Below are 15,436 nucleotides of genomic sequence, written 5' to 3' on the forward strand. Positions count from 1 at the left end.
GTCATCGCTGGCGGCGATGCCCACGCCGCTGCCGTCGGTGTTGCTGTGCAGCTTGCGCAGGTAGGTCAGGAACTCCTCCTCTTCGGCGGTGACCAGATGATTGTCCAGCAGGTAATCCACGATCAGGCCGATGGAGTTCACGGTGTTCTGAGGCATGGCCGCATGGCCGCCCTTGCCCCAGCCGCGGATGCGCACCGCGCCATTCTCTTCTTCCAGAGTGATGCCCTCCCGCTCACTGAGAGCGGCGAAGTCTGCCTTCACCAGGCAGGAGGCACGGTCGGGCACCACGTTGTGGGCCACGCCGCCGGTGAACTCCAGAATGTTGCCGTTCTCCAGCTTCTTGGAAACCAGGTAGCCGTTGAAGCCGCCCTTCTCGCCGTTGCACACCGGGAACTCGGCGTCCGGGGAGAAGCAGAAATCGGGAGCGGGGTAGTTCTTCAGATAGTACTCCACATCCTCCATGCCGGTCTCCTCGTTGGCGCCCAGCAGCGCGCGCACGCCGTACTTCAGGGGTATGTTATGCTCCTTGAGGAATTTCAGGGCGTACAGGCACAGCACGCTGGGGCCCTTGTCGTCGGCCACGCCGCGGCCGATGATCCAGCCCTCCCGCACCTGCATGTCGAAGGGATCGGCGGTCCAGCCGTTGCCCTGGGGCACCACGTCCAGGTGGGTGATGGTGGCGATCTGCTTGTCGGTCTCGCCGGGCAGCTCGGCCCAGCCCATGTAGCCCTCGCAGTTATTGGTGGAAAGGCCCATCTCGGCGGCGATCTTCAGCGCCTCGTCCAGTGCGGCGGCAGGGCCCGCGCCGAAGGGCTTGCCCGGCTCCGGGGTGCCCTCCACGCTGTTGATATCCACCAGGCGCTTGATGTCGCGCACAACATTTTCTTCATTGGCGGCCACAAATGCATCCACCGCGGCCCGCAGTTCCTTTGTAATCATTGCTTTCTATCTCCTTATCTCCGCAGCACTGCCCGCCGGGGGAGGCGCTGCGGTGAGTCATTTCTTACTGGCTATTATACCACGATTCTGGCATTTGAAAAGCCACCGGGCAACAAAAAGGGAGCCGCCCCAAAAAATCGGGGCGGCTCCGCCAAACTGCGCACAATCCTGCAGTTATTCCAGCTCGAAGGCACCGGTGTACAGCTGGTAGTACTTGCCCTTCTGGGCGATCAGCTGTTCGTGGTTGCCGCGCTCGATGATGCGGCCCTGCTCCAGCACCATGATCACATCGGCGTTCTTTACGGTGGAAAGCCGGTGAGCGATCACGAACACGGTGCGGCCGGTCATCAGCGCATCCATGCCCCGCTGCACAATGGCCTCGGTGCGGGTGTCGATGCTGCTGGTGGCCTCGTCCATGATCATAACCGGCGGGTCCGCCACCGCGGCCCGGGCGATGGCCAGCAGCTGCCGCTGCCCCTGAGACAGGTTCGCGCCGTTGCTGGTGAGCATGGTGTTGTAGCCCTCCGGCAGGCGGGTGATGAAGTCGTGTGCGCCTGCCAGCAGCGCGGCGGCCTTGCACTCCTCATCGGTGGCGTCCAGGTTGCCGTAACGGATGTTCTCCATCACGGTGCCGGTGAAGAGGTTGGTGTCCTGCAGCACGATGCCCATGCTGCGGCGCAGGTCCGCCTTCTTGATCTTGTTGATGTTGATGCCGTCGTAGCGGATCTTGCCGTCGGCAATGTCGTAGAAGCGGTTGATCAGGTTGGTGATGGTGGTTTTGCCCGCGCCGGTGGCACCCACAAAGGCCACCTTCTGTCCTGCCTCCGCATACAGGGTCACATCGTGCAGAACGGTCTTGTTGGGGGTGTAGCCGAAGTCCACATCGAACAGGCGCACATCGCCCCGCAGCCGGGTGTAAGTGACGGTACCGTCGCTGTGGGGATGCTTCCAGGCCCACACGTTGGTACGCTCGGCACACTCGCTCATGCTGCCGTCCGCGTTCTCCTTGGCGTTCACCAGGGTCACGTAGCCGTTGTCCTCCTCGGGCTTTTCATCCAGCAGGGTGAAGATGCGCTGGGCGCCCGCCAGGCCCATGACCACCGCGTTGATCTGCTGGGACACCTGCATGATGCTGCCCGCAAACTGCTTGGTCATGTTCAGGAACGGTACCACGATGCTGATGCTCAGCGCCAGGCCGGAAATGCTCACATTGGGCACGCCGGCCATGAGCAGAAAGCCGCCGGCCACCGCCACCACCACATAGACCACGTTGCCCATGTTGTTCAGGATGGGGCCCAGAATGTTGGCGAACTTGTTGGCGCTTTCGGCGGCGCGGAACAGCTCATCGTTGCGCTTGTCGAAGTCGGCCTTGCTCTCCTCCTCGTGGCAGAAGACCTTGACCACCTTCTGGCCGTTCATCATCTCCTCCACGTAGCCCTCCATGGCGCCGATGGCCTCCTGCTGGCGCAGGAAGAAGCGGGCGGAGTTGCCGCCCACCTTTTTGGTGAGCCAGGCCATGACCGCCACACCGGCCACCACCACAAGGGTCATCCACAGGCTGTAATACAGCATGATGCAGGTAACGCTGGTCATGGTGACCAGGGTGATGGTGATCTGGGGGAAGCTCTGGGACACCAGCTGCCGCAGGGTATCGATATCGTTGGTGTAGTAGCTCATGATATCGCCGTGGTTGTTGGTGTCGAAATAACGAATGGGCAGATCCTGCATGCCGCTGAACATCTTGACACGCAGCTTTTTCAGAAAGCCCTGGGTGATGATGGCCATCATCCGGGTATAGGTAAAAGCGGAGATGAGCGCCAGCAGATACATCACTACCAGAACGCTCACCAGACCCATAACCTGACCGGAGGCAGCGGCCCAGTCGCCGCTCTGCCAGTTGGCCTCGATCACGGCGATGACCTTCTGCATGAACACCGCAGGCAGTGAGCTGATGATGGCGCTGAACAGAATGCAGGCCACCACCACCGGCATCATGACCGGATAGAACGCGAACAGTGTTTTGAAGATGCGCAGCAGGGTGCCCTGCTTTGTGATGGTCGGATTGTTATGCATTCTCCTGCCCTCCTGCCTTGTTCTGCGAGGTGTAGACCTCGCGATAGATCTCGCTGGTCTCGAGCAGCTCCTTGTGGGTGCCGATGGCACTGATGGCGCCGCCGTCCAGCACCAGGATGCGGTCCGCGTCCTCCACCGAGGAGGTGCGCTGGGCAATGATGATCTTGGTGGTCTCGGGGATGAACTCCCGGAAGGCCTTGCGGATCAGCGCGTCGGTCTTGGTATCCACCGCGCTGGTGGAGTCGTCCAGGATCAGCACCTTGGGCTTTTTCAGCAGAGCCCGGGCGATGCACAGGCGCTGCTTCTGACCGCCGGACACGTTGGAGCCGCCCTGCTCGATGTAAGTATCGTATTTGTCCGGGAAGCGCTGGATGAACTCATCCGCCTGAGCCAGGCGGCAGGCCTCCTCCAGCTCGGCGTCGGTGGCGTTCTTGTTGCCCCAGCGCAGGTTCTCCTTGATGGTACCGCTGAACAGCACGTTCTTCTGCAGCACCACGGCCACCTGGTTGCGCAGCGCCTCCAGATCGTACTCCCGCACGTCGCGGCCACCCACCTTCACGCTGCCCTCGGTGGCGTCGTACAAACGGCTGATCAGCTGGATCAGCGAGGACTTGGAGGAACCGGTGCCGCCGATGATGCCGATGGTCTCGCCGCTCTTGATGTGCAGGTTGATGTCGGTCAGGGCCATGCGCTCGGCATGCTCGGAATACTTGAAGCTCACATGGTCAAAGTCGATGGAACCGTCCGCCACTTCGGTGATGCCGTTTTCAGGGCTTTTCAGGGTGCTCTCCTCCTGAATGACCTCCAGAATACGGTGGGCGGACTCGCTGGCCATGGTGATCATTACGAATACCATGGAGAACATCATCAGGCTGCTCAGGATCTGGAAGCTGTAAGTAAGCAGCGCCGAGAACTGGCCCACGTCCAGCGCCATGCCCCGGGTGGTGATGATGGTGTAGGACCCGAAGGACAGCACGAAAACCATGACCACATACAGGCTGAACTGCATCAGGGGGTTGTTGAAGGCCAGAATCTTTTCCGCCTGGGTGAAGTCGCGGCAGACGTCCTCGGCGGCAGCAGTGAACTTCTTCTTCTCGTAGTCCTCCCGCACATAGGATTTGACCACCCGCATGCCCTGCACGTTCTCCTGAATGGAGTTGTTCAGCGCGTCGTACTTTTTGAACACCCGCTTGAACAGGGGCATTACGGTGCGGATGACGCAGAACAGGCCGATGCCCAGAATGGGGGCCACCAGCAAAAAGATCAGCGCCATGCGTCCGCCCATCACAAAGGCCATGGTGAACGAGAACACCAGCATCAGCGGGCAGCGGATGGCGGCGCGCACGATCATCATGTAGGCCATCTGCACGTTGGTGATGTCGGTGGTCAGACGGGTCACCAGCGACGAGGTGGAAAATTTGTCGATGTTCTGGAAGGAATAGTCCTGAATCTTATAGAACATATCCTTGCGCAGGTTGCGGGCAAAGCCGCAGGATGCAGTGGCCGCATACTTGCCCGCCAGCACGCCGAAAAACAGCGACAGGCCGGCCATGGCCAGCAGCACCGCACCATATTGCAGAATGGTGGAAAAGCCGCAGCCCGCCTTGATCTGGTTCACCAGCTGGGCGATCACAAAGGGGATGATGCATTCTATGAGCACCTCCAGCGACACAAAGACCGGCGCCTTGATGGACACGGATTTGTACTCCCGAATGGATCGCGCGAGTTGTTTGTACATATCTTGTTTCACTCCTCCTGTTCTTTTTCCCAAAGCGGCATACGCCGCCCCGCATCTTGCTTGCGCGCGCAAACAATATGCGGGCGATAAAAAGAGCGCAAGTCCGGGCCTGCCGGGCTTACGCTTTTGGCTTGGTTTTTCTTATTATACCTACTATAATAGGGGGCTGTCAACAGAAAAGCGCCCTGCTTTTATGAAATTTCGCCAATTTGCACCGGACTTTTTCTCTTTTTTGCACTATTGTCCGCCTCGGCAGACTCCGATCCTCTTTACAAGCCGGAACTGTATTTTTATAATAAGATTGAATCATTTTTTGCAAAAAGGAGGGGTGCCGCTTGAAGCTGCCCAAACCGTTTTGGCTGGCCGCCGCGGCACTGGCACTGGCCCTCTGCGCGGGCTGCGGCTCGCCCGAGCCCTCGCAGCAGATCGAAAGCATCGCCCAGACCTCTGCCCCCGGCGCATCCTCGCTCCAGGCAGACAAGGCCGGAAGCTTCACCGCCCCCGCGCCGCTGACCACCGCCTTCGACGAGGCCGCCGCCCAGACCGACAACGGCGTTTTCTGGGACACCAGCCATCTTTCCCAGGGCTATGTGGCGGTGCGCACCGATCAGGAGGGTAAGATCAAATTTCTGCTCACCTATCAGGGCGACACCGGCGGCGCGCCCAGCCAGTATTCCTACCTGATGCCCGCGGACGGCTCGGCCGCCGTCATCCCGCTGCAACTGGGCGACGGGCCCTATGAGCTGGCGGTCTGCCAGAACATCTCCGGCGACAAATATTCCTATCTGAGCCGCCAGAGCGTATCGGTCACACTGGAGGACGAGTTCGCGCCCTTCCTGCGGCCCAGCATCTATATCCCCTATTCCCCGGATTCAGCCTGCGTGGCAAAGGCCAGCGAGCTCACCGCCGGGGCGGCCGACGAGGTGGACGCAGCAGGCCGCATTTACGATTACATCGTGAAGAACATCGCCTACGACACCCCCAAGGCCGAGAGCATCGGCACCGACTATTACCCGGACCCGGACGAGACTCTGGCCACCGGCAAGGGCATCTGCGTGGACTACGCGGCGCTGGCCGCCGCCATGCTGCGCAGCCAGGGCATTCCCACCAAGCTGATCACCGGCTATGTGGCCCCGAATGACCTGTATCACGCCTGGAACATGATCTGGCTGGAGGAGACCGGCTGGATCACCGTGGAGTTTGAGGTGAAGCCCGGGGTCTGGAACCGGGTGGACACCACCTTCGCCGCCGGGGGCGCGGGCAGCAAGTACATCGGCGACGGCAGCAACTATACCGATTTCCGCACTTATTAAAGGGAGGGCAATGCAATGGCAAAAAACGAACTGAACAGCCTGGCCGTGAGCGCCTTTTGTGAATCCATGGCCATGATGCTGGAGGCCGGCATCCAGCCGGACGAGGCCGCCGCCCTTCTTGCGGAGGACAGCGGCGCTGGTCAGCTGCAGCAGGCGGCGCTTTCCATGCAGAAATCCCTGCTGCTGGGCGAAAGCCTTTCCCAGGCGGCCAGAACCTGCGGCATGTTTCCGGACTACGCGGTGCGCATGATCGCCGCGGGCGAGGTGAGCGGCCGAACCGACAGCGTGCTGCGCAGCCTGGCCCGGCACTACGCCAGCCAGGACCAGCTGCAGAAAAAGTTGAAAAGTGCGGTGTTCTATCCCGGCGTGCTGCTGGGGCTCACCGCTGTGATCCTGGCGGTGCTGGTGGCCAAGGTGCTGCCGGTGTTCACCGGCGTGTACCAGAGCCTGGCGGGCAGTCTGGCCGCCTCCTCCTACGGCTACATAAATTTCGCCTATATCGTGGGCTGGGCCGCTCTGGCTATCACCCTGCTGCTGGCGGCGGTTCTGGCCGCGGGTCTTGTGCTCAGCGGCAGCAGCGCCGGTTCCCACCGGCTGGCCCGGCTGTTTGAGAAGATTCCCTTCACCGCCCCCGCCGCCCGCAAGCTGGCGGTGGCCCGGCTGGCCAGTGCCCTTTCGCTGTTTCTGGCCAGCGGCGTGGATGCGGACACCGCCCTCACCGCCGCCAGCGACATGGTGGACCACCGGGGGCTGCACGCTCAGCTGCAGGCCTGCCACGAGGACATGCTGAAGGGCAAGGGGCTTTCCACCGCATTGTTTGAGCACAAGGTCTTCGAGCCGCTGTATGGCCGTATGCTCATCAGCGGCGCCCGCAGCGGCCAGGCCGACACGGTGCTGGCCCGGCTGACCCAGCTGTTTACCCAGGACGCCCAGGCCGCGCTGGACCGGCTGATCGATTCCATCGAACCGCTGCTGGCCGCCTTTCTGACCCTGGCGGTCGGGGTGACGCTGCTGGCCGTGATGCTGCCGCTCATCGGCATTCTGGGCTCCATCGGCTAAGGAGGGGTTTGGATGTATCACATCAAGCAGATACTTTCGCTGCGTACCCGGCTCACAATAGCCGCCGGGCTTCTGGCGGTGCTGGTTCTGCTCATCGCAGCCTTTGCGCTGGGCTCCCGGCAGGTGGGCCGCGATCTGGACAGCGCCAGCGCCCAGGCCCTGCGCCAGGCGGTGCTGCAGGCCGCGGTGCAATGCTACGCGGTGGAGGGCAGCTACCCTGCCAGCCTGGATTATCTGGAAGAAAACTACGGTCTTTTGGTGAACCACGACCGTTTTATCGTGACCTATGAGGCCTTTGCCTCCAACCTGATGCCTCAGGTGAACGTGCTGGAGCGGGCCTGAACACCCCCGCGGAAGGAGAGTTGAGCGATGGAACACAAGGAGCCCGGGCGCCTGGCGCCCCTGCTGGCCATGGCCCTGTTCGGCCTGATGCTGGCCTGTGTGCTGGGGCTGATGGCGCTGGGCAGCGGCCTTTACGGCAGCGTGACCCGGTCCATGACCGCCAACAACGCCGCCCGGGCCAGCCTGCGCTATCTGACCACCAGTGTGCGCGCCGCCGACACCGCCGCCGGTCTGCGGCTGGAGGACGGCCCCGAGGGCGTGATGCTGGTGCTGGAGGAGCCTTCCACCGGCTACGAGACCCGAATTTATCTGTGGGAGGGCCAGCTGGTGGAGGAATACACCGCCGCCGAAAGCGCCCCCCCCCCGGAGAACGCCCAGCCGGTGTGCGCCTGCACCCGCTTTGAGGCCGAGCGCTCCGGTTCGCTGCTGGAGCTGACCACAGACCAGGGCACCGCGCGGGTGGCCCTGCGCTGCGCAGAGGGAGAATGAACCATGAAGCACCGCAAAAACACCGCGTTTTTTATTGAGGCGCTGCTGCTGACCCTGTTCGTGCTGGCGCTCTGCACCGTGCTGGTGCGCCTGTTCGCCGCCGCTCGTCTGCGCTCGACTCAGGCTCAGGAGCTGACCGCGGCCCAGCAGATCGCCCAGAACGTGAGCGAGAGCTTTTATGCCAGCGATTCTGAGGAGGCGTTCTGGCAGCTGCTGGGGACTGCGAATCCGCCCGCCGAAGGCCAGGCGCTGACCCTGACCGTGGACAGCCAGGGTCGCCCGGACCCCATCGGCACCTATGAACTGGAGCTGACTCTGGAGCACCAGGCCGCTCAGGCCGGGCAGACGGCCCGGCTGGCCCTGCGGCTTTCCGGCAGCGGCGGGCAGGTGCTGTTCGAGGGCACCTTCGACCGCTATCTGCCCGGGTCCTGAGGTTTTGTGAAAGGAGGCTACTGCCATGATGGAACGCCATAACGTGCCCCCCATCCGCTCCGGCGCACTTACCCTGCTGCTGGCACTGGCTGCGATCTGCCTGGCCGTGCTGGCCGTGCTTTCTCTCACCACCGCTCAGGCGGACCTGTCGCTGGCGCAAAAATCCCTGGACCGCTTTTCCCAGGACGCAGCGCTGGAAAACGAAGGTCAGCAGTGGCTGGCCCAGCTGGACGCGGCGCTGGCCGCCGGGCAGGATACCGCCGCCCTTGGCCAGACCGGCGAGGACGGAGCTGTTACCGTGACCCTCACCGGGCAAGCCGGCCGCACCCTGACCATCGCCGCGCTGCCCACGCCCCAGGGCCCCGGCCGCTATACCCTGACCCGCTGGCAGTATGGCCAGGAGCGGGACTTTGATCAGGGCCCCCAGCTGTGGGACGGCAGCTTCTGAGCGCCCACGCTGTTGTTTTGTTAGATGCTCCGGCTGAAACAGGAGGTTTTATTTATGGAGATGGACGCCGTTCTGCACCGCGCCATTGATGTGCGGGCATCGGATATTTTTATCATTGCCGGCCTGCCGCTGACCTATAAGGTCAACGGCCGCCAGCTGCGGGAGGGTGAAATGCTCACCCCCGCCGACACCGCCCACCTGGTGGAGGGCATCTACGCTTTGTGCGGCCGCAATATGGACCGCTGCGCCGCCGAGGATGCGGATGACGACTTTTCCTTTGCCATTCCCCATCTGGGCCGTTTCCGGGCCAACGTACTGCACCAGCGCGGCAGTCTTGCGGTGGTGCTTCGGGTGATCCAGTTCGGCCTGCCTGACCCCCAGGCTCTGGGCATTCCTTCCCAGGTGATGGACGCAGCCAAAAAGCTGAAGGGGCTGGTGCTGGTCACCGGGCCCGCGGGCAGCGGCAAATCCACCACCCTGGCCTGCCTGATCGACTCCATCAACCACAGCCGGGAAGCCCATATCATCACCATGGAGGACCCCATCGAATACATCCACCGGCATCAGAAGTGCATCGTGACTCAGCGGGAGATCGGCAGCGACAGCCCCAGCTATGTGCGGGCGCTGCGCAGCGCCCTGCGGGAAAGCCCGGACGTGATCCTGCTGGGCGAGATGCGGGACCACGAGACCATCGAGGTGGCCATGACCGCCGCCGAGACCGGCCAGCTGCTCTTCTCCACCCTGCACACCACCGGCGCGGCCAGCACCGTGGACCGCATTGTGGACTCCTTCCCCGCCAGTCAGCAGCAGCAGGTGCGCATCCAGCTGTCCATGGTATTGCAGGCGGTCATCAGCCAGCAGCTGGTGCCCACGGTGGACGGTGGCCAGACGGTTGCCTTTGAGGTGATGTACACCAACCCCGCCATCAAGAACATGATCCGCGAGGCCAAATCCCACCAGCTGGACGCGGCCATCCAGGCCGGTGCCGCCGAGGGCATGTGCACCATGGATACCAGCCTTCTTCGCCTGTACCAGCAGGGCCGCATCACCCGTGACACTGCCCTCACCCATTCCATCTACTACGAAGCCATGGAAAGACGCCTGGCCGCGCTGTCCATGCTGTAAAACAACATTCTTTCGCCCCATTCCTTCGGGAATGGGGCTTTTTTGCGCTATTTTTGCATTATCGTCCGCACCAGTGGCCCAATCGCTCCTTTTTTCAAAAATTAATTGACTTTATCAGATATATTGAATATACTGACTATGTCAGATAAATTAACCGCACGGCGGTCTTTCCCCACGCCGTGCCCGATACCGGCCCCGCACCCGGGGCCCTGCATAAGAAAAGGAGACTGTAACATGAAAACTTCCACCAAGATCTGGCTCTGGTTTGCTCTGGTGCTCTGCGCCGCCACCACCGTGATGAACGCCTGCTTCGGCCGCTGGCCCTCCGTGATCGTGGCCATTGTTTCCCTGGCCGGCCTGTGCATGGTACTATTTGCCAAAAAGAAGGCGGGCTTTGCCCTGATGTGCTGCTGCTATGTGGTTTCCTTCTTTGTGGCCGTGCTGGGCAGCCTGGGTCAGCCGGGTCTGCTGGTGTCCATCATCATGTCGCTGGTGGGCAGCCTGCTGGTTCCCGTGATCACCTGGCTGTTCCTGCGCCGGGACTGGGACAGCCTGAACTGAGGCGCTTCATTTCCTTCGCTTTTTTCTCCCCATTTTCATACGAACCACAGCAAAAGGGCCGCTGAATATTCAGCGGCCCTTTTGCCTGTGCCCGTTCCTTCGCAAAATCTGCTATAATAGATTGCGAACGTTTTATCCCATCCCCGACTGAGGTGTTTCCATGAATTATGATCCGATCCGGGTCCACCGGACATTGAAGGATATTTTCGGCTACGACGCCTTCCGCCCCGGCCAGCAGGAGGTGGTGGACGCCCTGCTGGCCGGGCAGGACGTGCTGGCGGTCATGCCCACCGGCGCGGGCAAATCCATCTGCTACCAGCTGCCGGCCTTGCTTTTGCCCGGCATCACCGTGGTGGTCAGCCCGCTGATCAGCCTGATGCAGGATCAGGTGCAGGCGCTGATCCAGATGGGCGTGCGGGCGGCCTACATCAACTCCTCCCTCACCGAGAACCAGTGCCGCAAGGCGCTGGCCAACGCCTGCGACGGCATGTATAAGATCGTGTATGTGGCCCCGGAGCGGCTGCTGACCCCGGGCTTTCTGCGCTTTTCCCACAGCGTGCAGATCTCGCTGCTCTGCGTGGACGAGGCCCACTGCGTCTCCCAGTGGGGGCAGGACTTCCGGCCCAGCTACCTGCAGATTCGCCAGTTTGCGGACCAGCTGAACCAGCGCCCGCCGCTGGGAGCCTTCACCGCCACCGCCACCCAGCGGGTGAAGGACGACATCCGTCAGCTGCTGGCCCTGCGCCAGCCCCTGGAGCTGACCACCGGCTTTGACCGGCCCAACCTGTTCTTCGAGGTACAGCGGATGGAGGAGCGGGAGAAGTTTCCCTGCCTGCTGGCCTACCTGAACGACCACCCTCAGGCCACCGGCATCGTGTACTGCTCCACCCGCAAAAAGGTGGACGAGGTATACGAAAAGCTCATCGGCCAGAACATCGCCGCCGCCCGCTATCATGCGGGCATGGCTCCGGAGGAGCGCCAGCGCAGCCAGGAGGCCTTCCTCTTCGATCAGGCGCGGGTGATGGTGGCCACCAATGCCTTCGGCATGGGCATCGACAAATCCAACGTGAACTTCGTCATCCACTACAACATGCCCCTGGATCTGGAGAGCTACTATCAGGAGGCGGGCCGCGCCGGGCGGGACGGTCAGGACGCGGACTGCATCCTGCTCTACTCCGCCGGGGATGTGCGCACCGGCAACTTCCTCATCGACAACAGCGAGCCCGCCGCCGGGGCCAGCCCGGAGGAGGTGGAGACCCAGCTTCTGCGCCAGAAGGACCGGCTGCGTCAGATGACCTTTTACTGCCACAGCCGCTACTGTCTGCGGGGGGAGATTTTAAAATACTTCGGCCAGCGCACCGGCCGGGAGGGCTGCGGCGCCTGCTCGGTCTGCCGCCCCGATCTGCAGCGGGCCTCGGTGGTGAAGCTGGCCGCGAAGAGCGCAGCCAAGCTGAAGGCCATCGAGGAAAAGGACCTGAATGCGGACCATCTGCAGCAGCTCAAGGACCTGCGGCTCAAGCTGGCCCGGCAGGCGGGCGTGCCCGCCTTCGTGGTCTTCACCGACGCCACCCTGCGGGCCATGTGCGCCCATCTGCCCAAGACCCGGGAAGCACTTCTGGAGGTGCCCGGCGTGGGCGTGCGCAAGTGCGAGCAGTACGGCGAGGAATTCCTTGCTCTGCTGAACACCTTTGAAAAGGAGTGAGAGCCCCCATGCGGCTCACCGTACCTGATTACTACGACCGGTTCCGGTGCATCGCCTCCCGCTGCACCGACAACTGCTGCATCGGCTGGGAGATCGGCATCGACCCGGCCGCGCTGGCGGATTACCAGTCCCAGACCGGCGCCTTCGGTGACCGGCTGCGGGCGGCCATCCAGCCCGGGGACCCGCCCTATTTCGCCCTGACCGATGCGGGGCGCTGCCCCTTTCTGAACAGCGAAAACCTGTGCGACATCTACCGCCAGCTGGGCGAAACCCACCTCTGTGCCATCTGCGACCAGCATCCCCGCTTTCACAACTGGTTCGGCGTGGAAAAGGAGAGCGGTCTGGGCCTGAGCTGTGAGGAAGCCGCCCGGCTGATTCTGTTTTCTGCCCCGCCCCGGCTGACCAGCCGCCAAATCGAGGAAGCCCCGGACACCACCGGCGCGCCGGACCCGGAGCTTCTGGCCGGATTGCGGGCAGTGCGCGAATCCGCCTTTGCCCTGCTGCGGGAGGAGTCGCTGCCCCTGGCGGTAAGACTGGCCCTGCTGGCCAGCCTGACTCAGGACCTGCAAAGCTGGATGGACGGCGCGCCGGAGCAGGCCGAAGCCCGGGGCTGCACCGCCGAGCAGCTGACCGCCTGCGCGGCCTTTGCGCTGGCGGAATTTTACGGCGAACAGAGCCGCTGGCCGGACCTGGCCCGGCAGCTGGCCGAGGCCGTCCCCGAGGCCTCACTTGCGGAATTCCTCGCCCCGCTTCTGGCGCTGATGGAAACTCTCCCCGCCAATCACGCCGATTGGCCCGGGCGGCTGGCCGAGCTGCGGCAGGCGCTGCCCCAACGGCTGGCCCATCCTCTGTGGGAAACCCCGGAGCTGGAACAGGCGGCAGCAAATGTGGCCCACTACATGCTCTACCGGTATTTCGTATCCGAGGCCTGTGAGGGCGACGCGCTGTGCGGCGCGATGCACGCCATCGCCGTGGCCCTGCTCCTTCCCCTGCTGGCGAAGCAGGAGCAGGGCGATTTTCAGACCGCTTTGGTCAGCGCCGCCAAAGCCTATTCCCGGGAGATGGAATACGCCCCGGACAACCTGCGGGCGGTGAACGAAGCCTTCTGGCAGGCGGACTGGGCCGCACCGGGCCTTGTGATCGGCGGCCTGTTGGGTCTGCACCCTTGAATGCAAACAACGAGAGCATCTGCCCGCCGGGGTTCCGGCAGGCGGATGCTCTCTTTTTCTGTTTCTCGCAAATTTCAGCCCAGACCTGGAATCCTGTCGTCCAGCCGGTACATGGTAAAGCTGGCGGTGGCCACCAGCCTGCCCTCCTGGTTGGTGATGGTCACCCGGTTCACGCAGGTGTGGCGGCCGGAATGCTCGCTCACCGCCTCCACCGTGAGCAGGTCGCCGGGGCGGCCTGCCGCCAGATAGTTCATGCCGGCCTGCAGCGTCACATGGGCATAGCCGCCCGCGCAGGCGGCCAGACCGCTGCAGCTGTCGCACAGGGTATACAGCCAGCCGCCGTGGGCGTTGCCGAAGGCGTTCTTTGCCTGGTCGCCCACCGGAGCCCGCAGCCGGGCCAGACCCGGCTCACAGTCCAGAATCTCGATCGCATCCAGGCAGGTCACCGGCTTGAGCCGGGCGCGGGCAAATGCCAGCAGCTTCTCCTTGTCCATGTTCGTTCCTCCTTTTTGGTCGGGCGCTCAGTGCTGCGCACCCTGCCGGTCCAAAAGCGCGGTAGCATCCCGGATGACCTGCTCGTCACCTCCGGCCCGCTTCAGCGCCAGCCGGGCCAGCTCCACCGCCTTGTCCTCGTCTTGCTCCACGCCCTGACCGTTCTCATACAGCAGCGCCAGCGCCAGTGCGCAGTCGCCGCCCTCGGTGCAGGTCTCCACACCGGTTCGGTAAAATTCCGCAGCGGCCGCTGCATCCTTCTTTTCCTGATGGTACATCTCGCCCAGATTGAACCAGGCCATGTCGTTTCCGCTCTGGCCCGCCAGCCGGTACAGCTGTTCGGCGGTCTCCAGATCCTTTTCCACACCCCGGCCGTAGCGGTAGCATTCGCCCAGGTTGTTCACCCCGTTGCGCCAACATTCCCGCTCGGGCAGCGCCTGCTTGAGCAGCGCCTCGTACCAGTGTACCGCCCGGGCATGGTCCGCCTCTCCGGCCAGGCCCTCGTCCAGAAACCAGGCCGCGTTGAACTGGGCCTCCGGGTTGCCGCCCGCCGCGCCCTTCTCAAACCATTCCAGCGCAGCCTGCAGATTCTGCTCCACGCCCTCGCCCCGCCAGCAGCATTCGCCCAGGCAGTTCATGGCCTTGGCCAGGCCCCGGTCCGCCGCCTTCCGGTAAAGCTCCAGCGCCTTGTCCAGGTCCTGGGGCACGCCCCAGCCCTCCTGGTAGCAGATGCCCAGATCGCACACTGAACTCATATAACCCTGACTGGCCGCGCGGCGGAACAGCTCCACCGCCTTTTCCTTCCGGTCCGGCCCGTCCGCGCCGGGCTGGCCCATCCGGTAGCACCAGGCCAGATTGTGCATGGCCCGCAGATGGCCCTGATCCACTGCCTTCTGATACAGCTCCACCGCCCTGCGGGGGTCTTTCTCCACGCCGGTGCCGGTGTCGTAGCACCAGGCCAGGCTGCACTGGCCGTCGGAATCCCCGGCCTCGGCGGCCTGGGCATACAGCTGGGCGGCCTTCTCCGGGTCCCGCTCGGTGCCGAGGCCCATCTCGTAAAAGTAGCCCGCGTTGTACACCGCGGCAATGTGGCCCTGAGCCGCCGCCAACTGGTACTGGTGCAGGGCGGTCTCGAAGTTGCGCTCCACACCCCGGCCCCGCTCATAGCACACGCCCAGGCTGAACTGGGCGGCGGCGTAGCCCTGGAAGGACGCGTCGCCAAACAGGCGGGCGGCGCGCTTTTGGTCCTTTTCCACGCCCCGGCCATCCTGATACAGGGTGCCCAGCAGATACTGGGCCCGTGCAAAGCCCTGAGCCGCAGCCTTTTCCAGCCAGTAGGCGCCCTGAGCCGGGTCCGGCGCCACGCCCTTGCCGGTGATGTGCAGCACAGCCAGGTTGCACTGGGCGGGCGGATAGCCCTTGTCCGCCGCCTGGCGGTAGAGCCAGGCGGCCTGAGGCAGGTCCAGCTCGGTGCCCTTGCCGAATTCGCAGCACCAGCCCAGGGTGCACAGGCACCACACATCGCCCAGCGCCGCCGCCTGGCGCAGTGCAGGC

At 63.4% G+C, this 15,436-nt stretch carries 15 protein-coding genes; 10 read left to right on the forward strand and 5 right to left on the reverse strand.

Features of this window, described 5'->3' with window-relative positions:
* The 3 genes from J7G73_RS08595 to J7G73_RS08605 all read right to left on the reverse strand — a co-directional run.
* The coding region (locus J7G73_RS08595) for a Sapep family Mn(2+)-dependent dipeptidase (RefSeq protein WP_291245953.1) at positions 1 to 939 on the reverse strand (939 nt) is incomplete at its 3' end.
* 174 nt (positions 940 to 1,113) lie between these two features.
* Positions 1,114 to 3,012 carry an ABC transporter ATP-binding protein gene (locus tag J7G73_RS08600; RefSeq protein WP_291245954.1) on the reverse strand — a complete coding sequence of 633 codons (1,899 nt, stop codon included), beginning with the start codon at positions 3,010 to 3,012 and terminating at the stop codon, positions 1,114 to 1,116.
* Positions 3,005 to 4,750, reverse strand: coding sequence for an ABC transporter ATP-binding protein (locus tag J7G73_RS08605; protein WP_291245955.1), 1,746 nt, complete (start codon positions 4,748 to 4,750; stop codon positions 3,005 to 3,007). Before J7G73_RS08605 ends, J7G73_RS08600 begins: the two co-directional genes overlap by 8 nt.
* Positions 4,751 to 5,085: 335 nt before the next feature.
* Between J7G73_RS08605 and J7G73_RS08610 the strand changes: the two genes are divergently transcribed.
* The 10 genes from J7G73_RS08610 (at position 5,086) to fliB (ending at position 13,390) form a co-directional block, all read left to right on the forward strand.
* Positions 5,086 to 6,063 (forward strand): transglutaminase-like domain-containing protein, encoded by a 978-nt coding sequence (locus J7G73_RS08610; RefSeq protein WP_291245956.1) that lies wholly within the window; start codon positions 5,086 to 5,088, stop codon positions 6,061 to 6,063.
* 15 nt (positions 6,064 to 6,078) lie between these two features.
* Positions 6,079 to 7,122, forward strand: coding sequence for a type II secretion system F family protein (locus J7G73_RS08615; RefSeq protein ID WP_291245957.1), 1,044 nt, complete (start codon positions 6,079 to 6,081; stop codon positions 7,120 to 7,122).
* Positions 7,123 to 7,134: 12 nt separating this feature from the next.
* Positions 7,135 to 7,464 carry a hypothetical protein gene (locus tag J7G73_RS08620; protein ID WP_291245958.1) on the forward strand — a complete coding sequence of 110 codons (330 nt, stop codon included), beginning with the start codon at positions 7,135 to 7,137 and terminating at the stop codon, positions 7,462 to 7,464.
* Between the two features lie 27 nt (positions 7,465 to 7,491).
* On the forward strand, positions 7,492 to 7,953 hold the full coding sequence (locus J7G73_RS08625; protein ID WP_291245959.1) for a DUF4860 domain-containing protein: 462 nt from the start codon (positions 7,492 to 7,494) through the stop codon (positions 7,951 to 7,953).
* Positions 7,954 to 7,956: 3 nt separating this feature from the next.
* The gene (locus J7G73_RS08630) at positions 7,957 to 8,385 is read left to right on the forward strand and encodes a hypothetical protein (protein ID WP_291245960.1); all 429 of its coding nucleotides are present in this window, start codon (positions 7,957 to 7,959) and stop codon (positions 8,383 to 8,385) included.
* 25 nt (positions 8,386 to 8,410) lie between these two features.
* Complete coding sequence (locus J7G73_RS08635; protein WP_087295931.1) at positions 8,411 to 8,833, forward strand: hypothetical protein; 423 nt, start codon at positions 8,411 to 8,413, stop codon at positions 8,831 to 8,833.
* Positions 8,834 to 8,887: 54 nt separating this feature from the next.
* Positions 8,888 to 9,958: a type IV pilus twitching motility protein PilT gene (locus J7G73_RS08640; RefSeq protein WP_291245961.1), complete on the forward strand. Its 1,071-nt coding sequence runs from the start codon at positions 8,888 to 8,890 to the stop codon at positions 9,956 to 9,958.
* Between the two features lie 234 nt (positions 9,959 to 10,192).
* On the forward strand, positions 10,193 to 10,519 hold the full coding sequence (locus J7G73_RS08645) for a hypothetical protein (protein WP_291245962.1): 327 nt from the start codon (positions 10,193 to 10,195) through the stop codon (positions 10,517 to 10,519).
* 160 nt (positions 10,520 to 10,679) lie between these two features.
* A complete protein-coding gene (locus tag J7G73_RS08650) occupies positions 10,680 to 12,221 on the forward strand; it encodes an ATP-dependent DNA helicase RecQ (protein ID WP_087295928.1) in 1,542 nt (513 codons plus the stop codon).
* Between the two features lie 8 nt (positions 12,222 to 12,229).
* On the forward strand, positions 12,230 to 13,390 hold the full coding sequence (gene fliB, locus J7G73_RS08655; RefSeq protein ID WP_291245963.1) for a flagellin lysine-N-methylase: 1,161 nt from the start codon (positions 12,230 to 12,232) through the stop codon (positions 13,388 to 13,390).
* Between the two features lie 74 nt (positions 13,391 to 13,464).
* Here fliB and J7G73_RS08660 read toward each other — a convergent pair whose 3' ends face one another.
* Positions 13,465 to 13,884 carry a PaaI family thioesterase gene (locus J7G73_RS08660; RefSeq protein ID WP_291245964.1) on the reverse strand — a complete coding sequence of 140 codons (420 nt, stop codon included), beginning with the start codon at positions 13,882 to 13,884 and terminating at the stop codon, positions 13,465 to 13,467.
* A gap of 27 nt (positions 13,885 to 13,911) precedes the next feature.
* Positions 13,912 to 15,436, reverse strand: a 1,525-nt coding sequence (locus J7G73_RS08665) for a tetratricopeptide repeat protein (RefSeq protein WP_291245965.1), incomplete at its 5' end; no start/stop codon positions are given.

Origin of the sequence: Allofournierella sp. (assembly GCF_017889395.1) — a bacterium.
In the GTDB taxonomy this organism is placed as follows: domain Bacteria; phylum Bacillota; class Clostridia; order Oscillospirales; family Ruminococcaceae; genus Allofournierella.

Bases quoted from the DNA above. Each gene is read 5' to 3' on its own strand.
- J7G73_RS08600 (WP_291245954.1), bottom strand. From the start codon at position 3,012: ATGCATAACAATCCGACCATCACAAAGCAGGGCACCCTGCTGCGCATC.
- J7G73_RS08605 (WP_291245955.1), bottom strand. From the start codon at position 4,750: ATGTACAAACAACTCGCGCGATCCATTCGGGAGTACAAATCCGTGTCC.
- J7G73_RS08615 (WP_291245957.1), top strand. From the start codon at position 6,079: ATGGCAAAAAACGAACTGAACAGCCTGGCCGTGAGCGCCTTTTGTGAA.
- J7G73_RS08620 (WP_291245958.1), top strand. From the start codon at position 7,135: ATGTATCACATCAAGCAGATACTTTCGCTGCGTACCCGGCTCACAATA.
- J7G73_RS08625 (WP_291245959.1), top strand. From the start codon at position 7,492: ATGGAACACAAGGAGCCCGGGCGCCTGGCGCCCCTGCTGGCCATGGCC.
- J7G73_RS08630 (WP_291245960.1), top strand. From the start codon at position 7,957: ATGAAGCACCGCAAAAACACCGCGTTTTTTATTGAGGCGCTGCTGCTG.
- J7G73_RS08635 (WP_087295931.1), top strand. From the start codon at position 8,411: ATGATGGAACGCCATAACGTGCCCCCCATCCGCTCCGGCGCACTTACC.
- J7G73_RS08640 (WP_291245961.1), top strand. From the start codon at position 8,888: ATGGAGATGGACGCCGTTCTGCACCGCGCCATTGATGTGCGGGCATCG.
- J7G73_RS08645 (WP_291245962.1), top strand. From the start codon at position 10,193: ATGAAAACTTCCACCAAGATCTGGCTCTGGTTTGCTCTGGTGCTCTGC.
- J7G73_RS08650 (WP_087295928.1), top strand. From the start codon at position 10,680: ATGAATTATGATCCGATCCGGGTCCACCGGACATTGAAGGATATTTTC.
- fliB (WP_291245963.1), top strand. From the start codon at position 12,230: ATGCGGCTCACCGTACCTGATTACTACGACCGGTTCCGGTGCATCGCC.
- J7G73_RS08660 (WP_291245964.1), bottom strand. From the start codon at position 13,884: ATGGACAAGGAGAAGCTGCTGGCATTTGCCCGCGCCCGGCTCAAGCCG.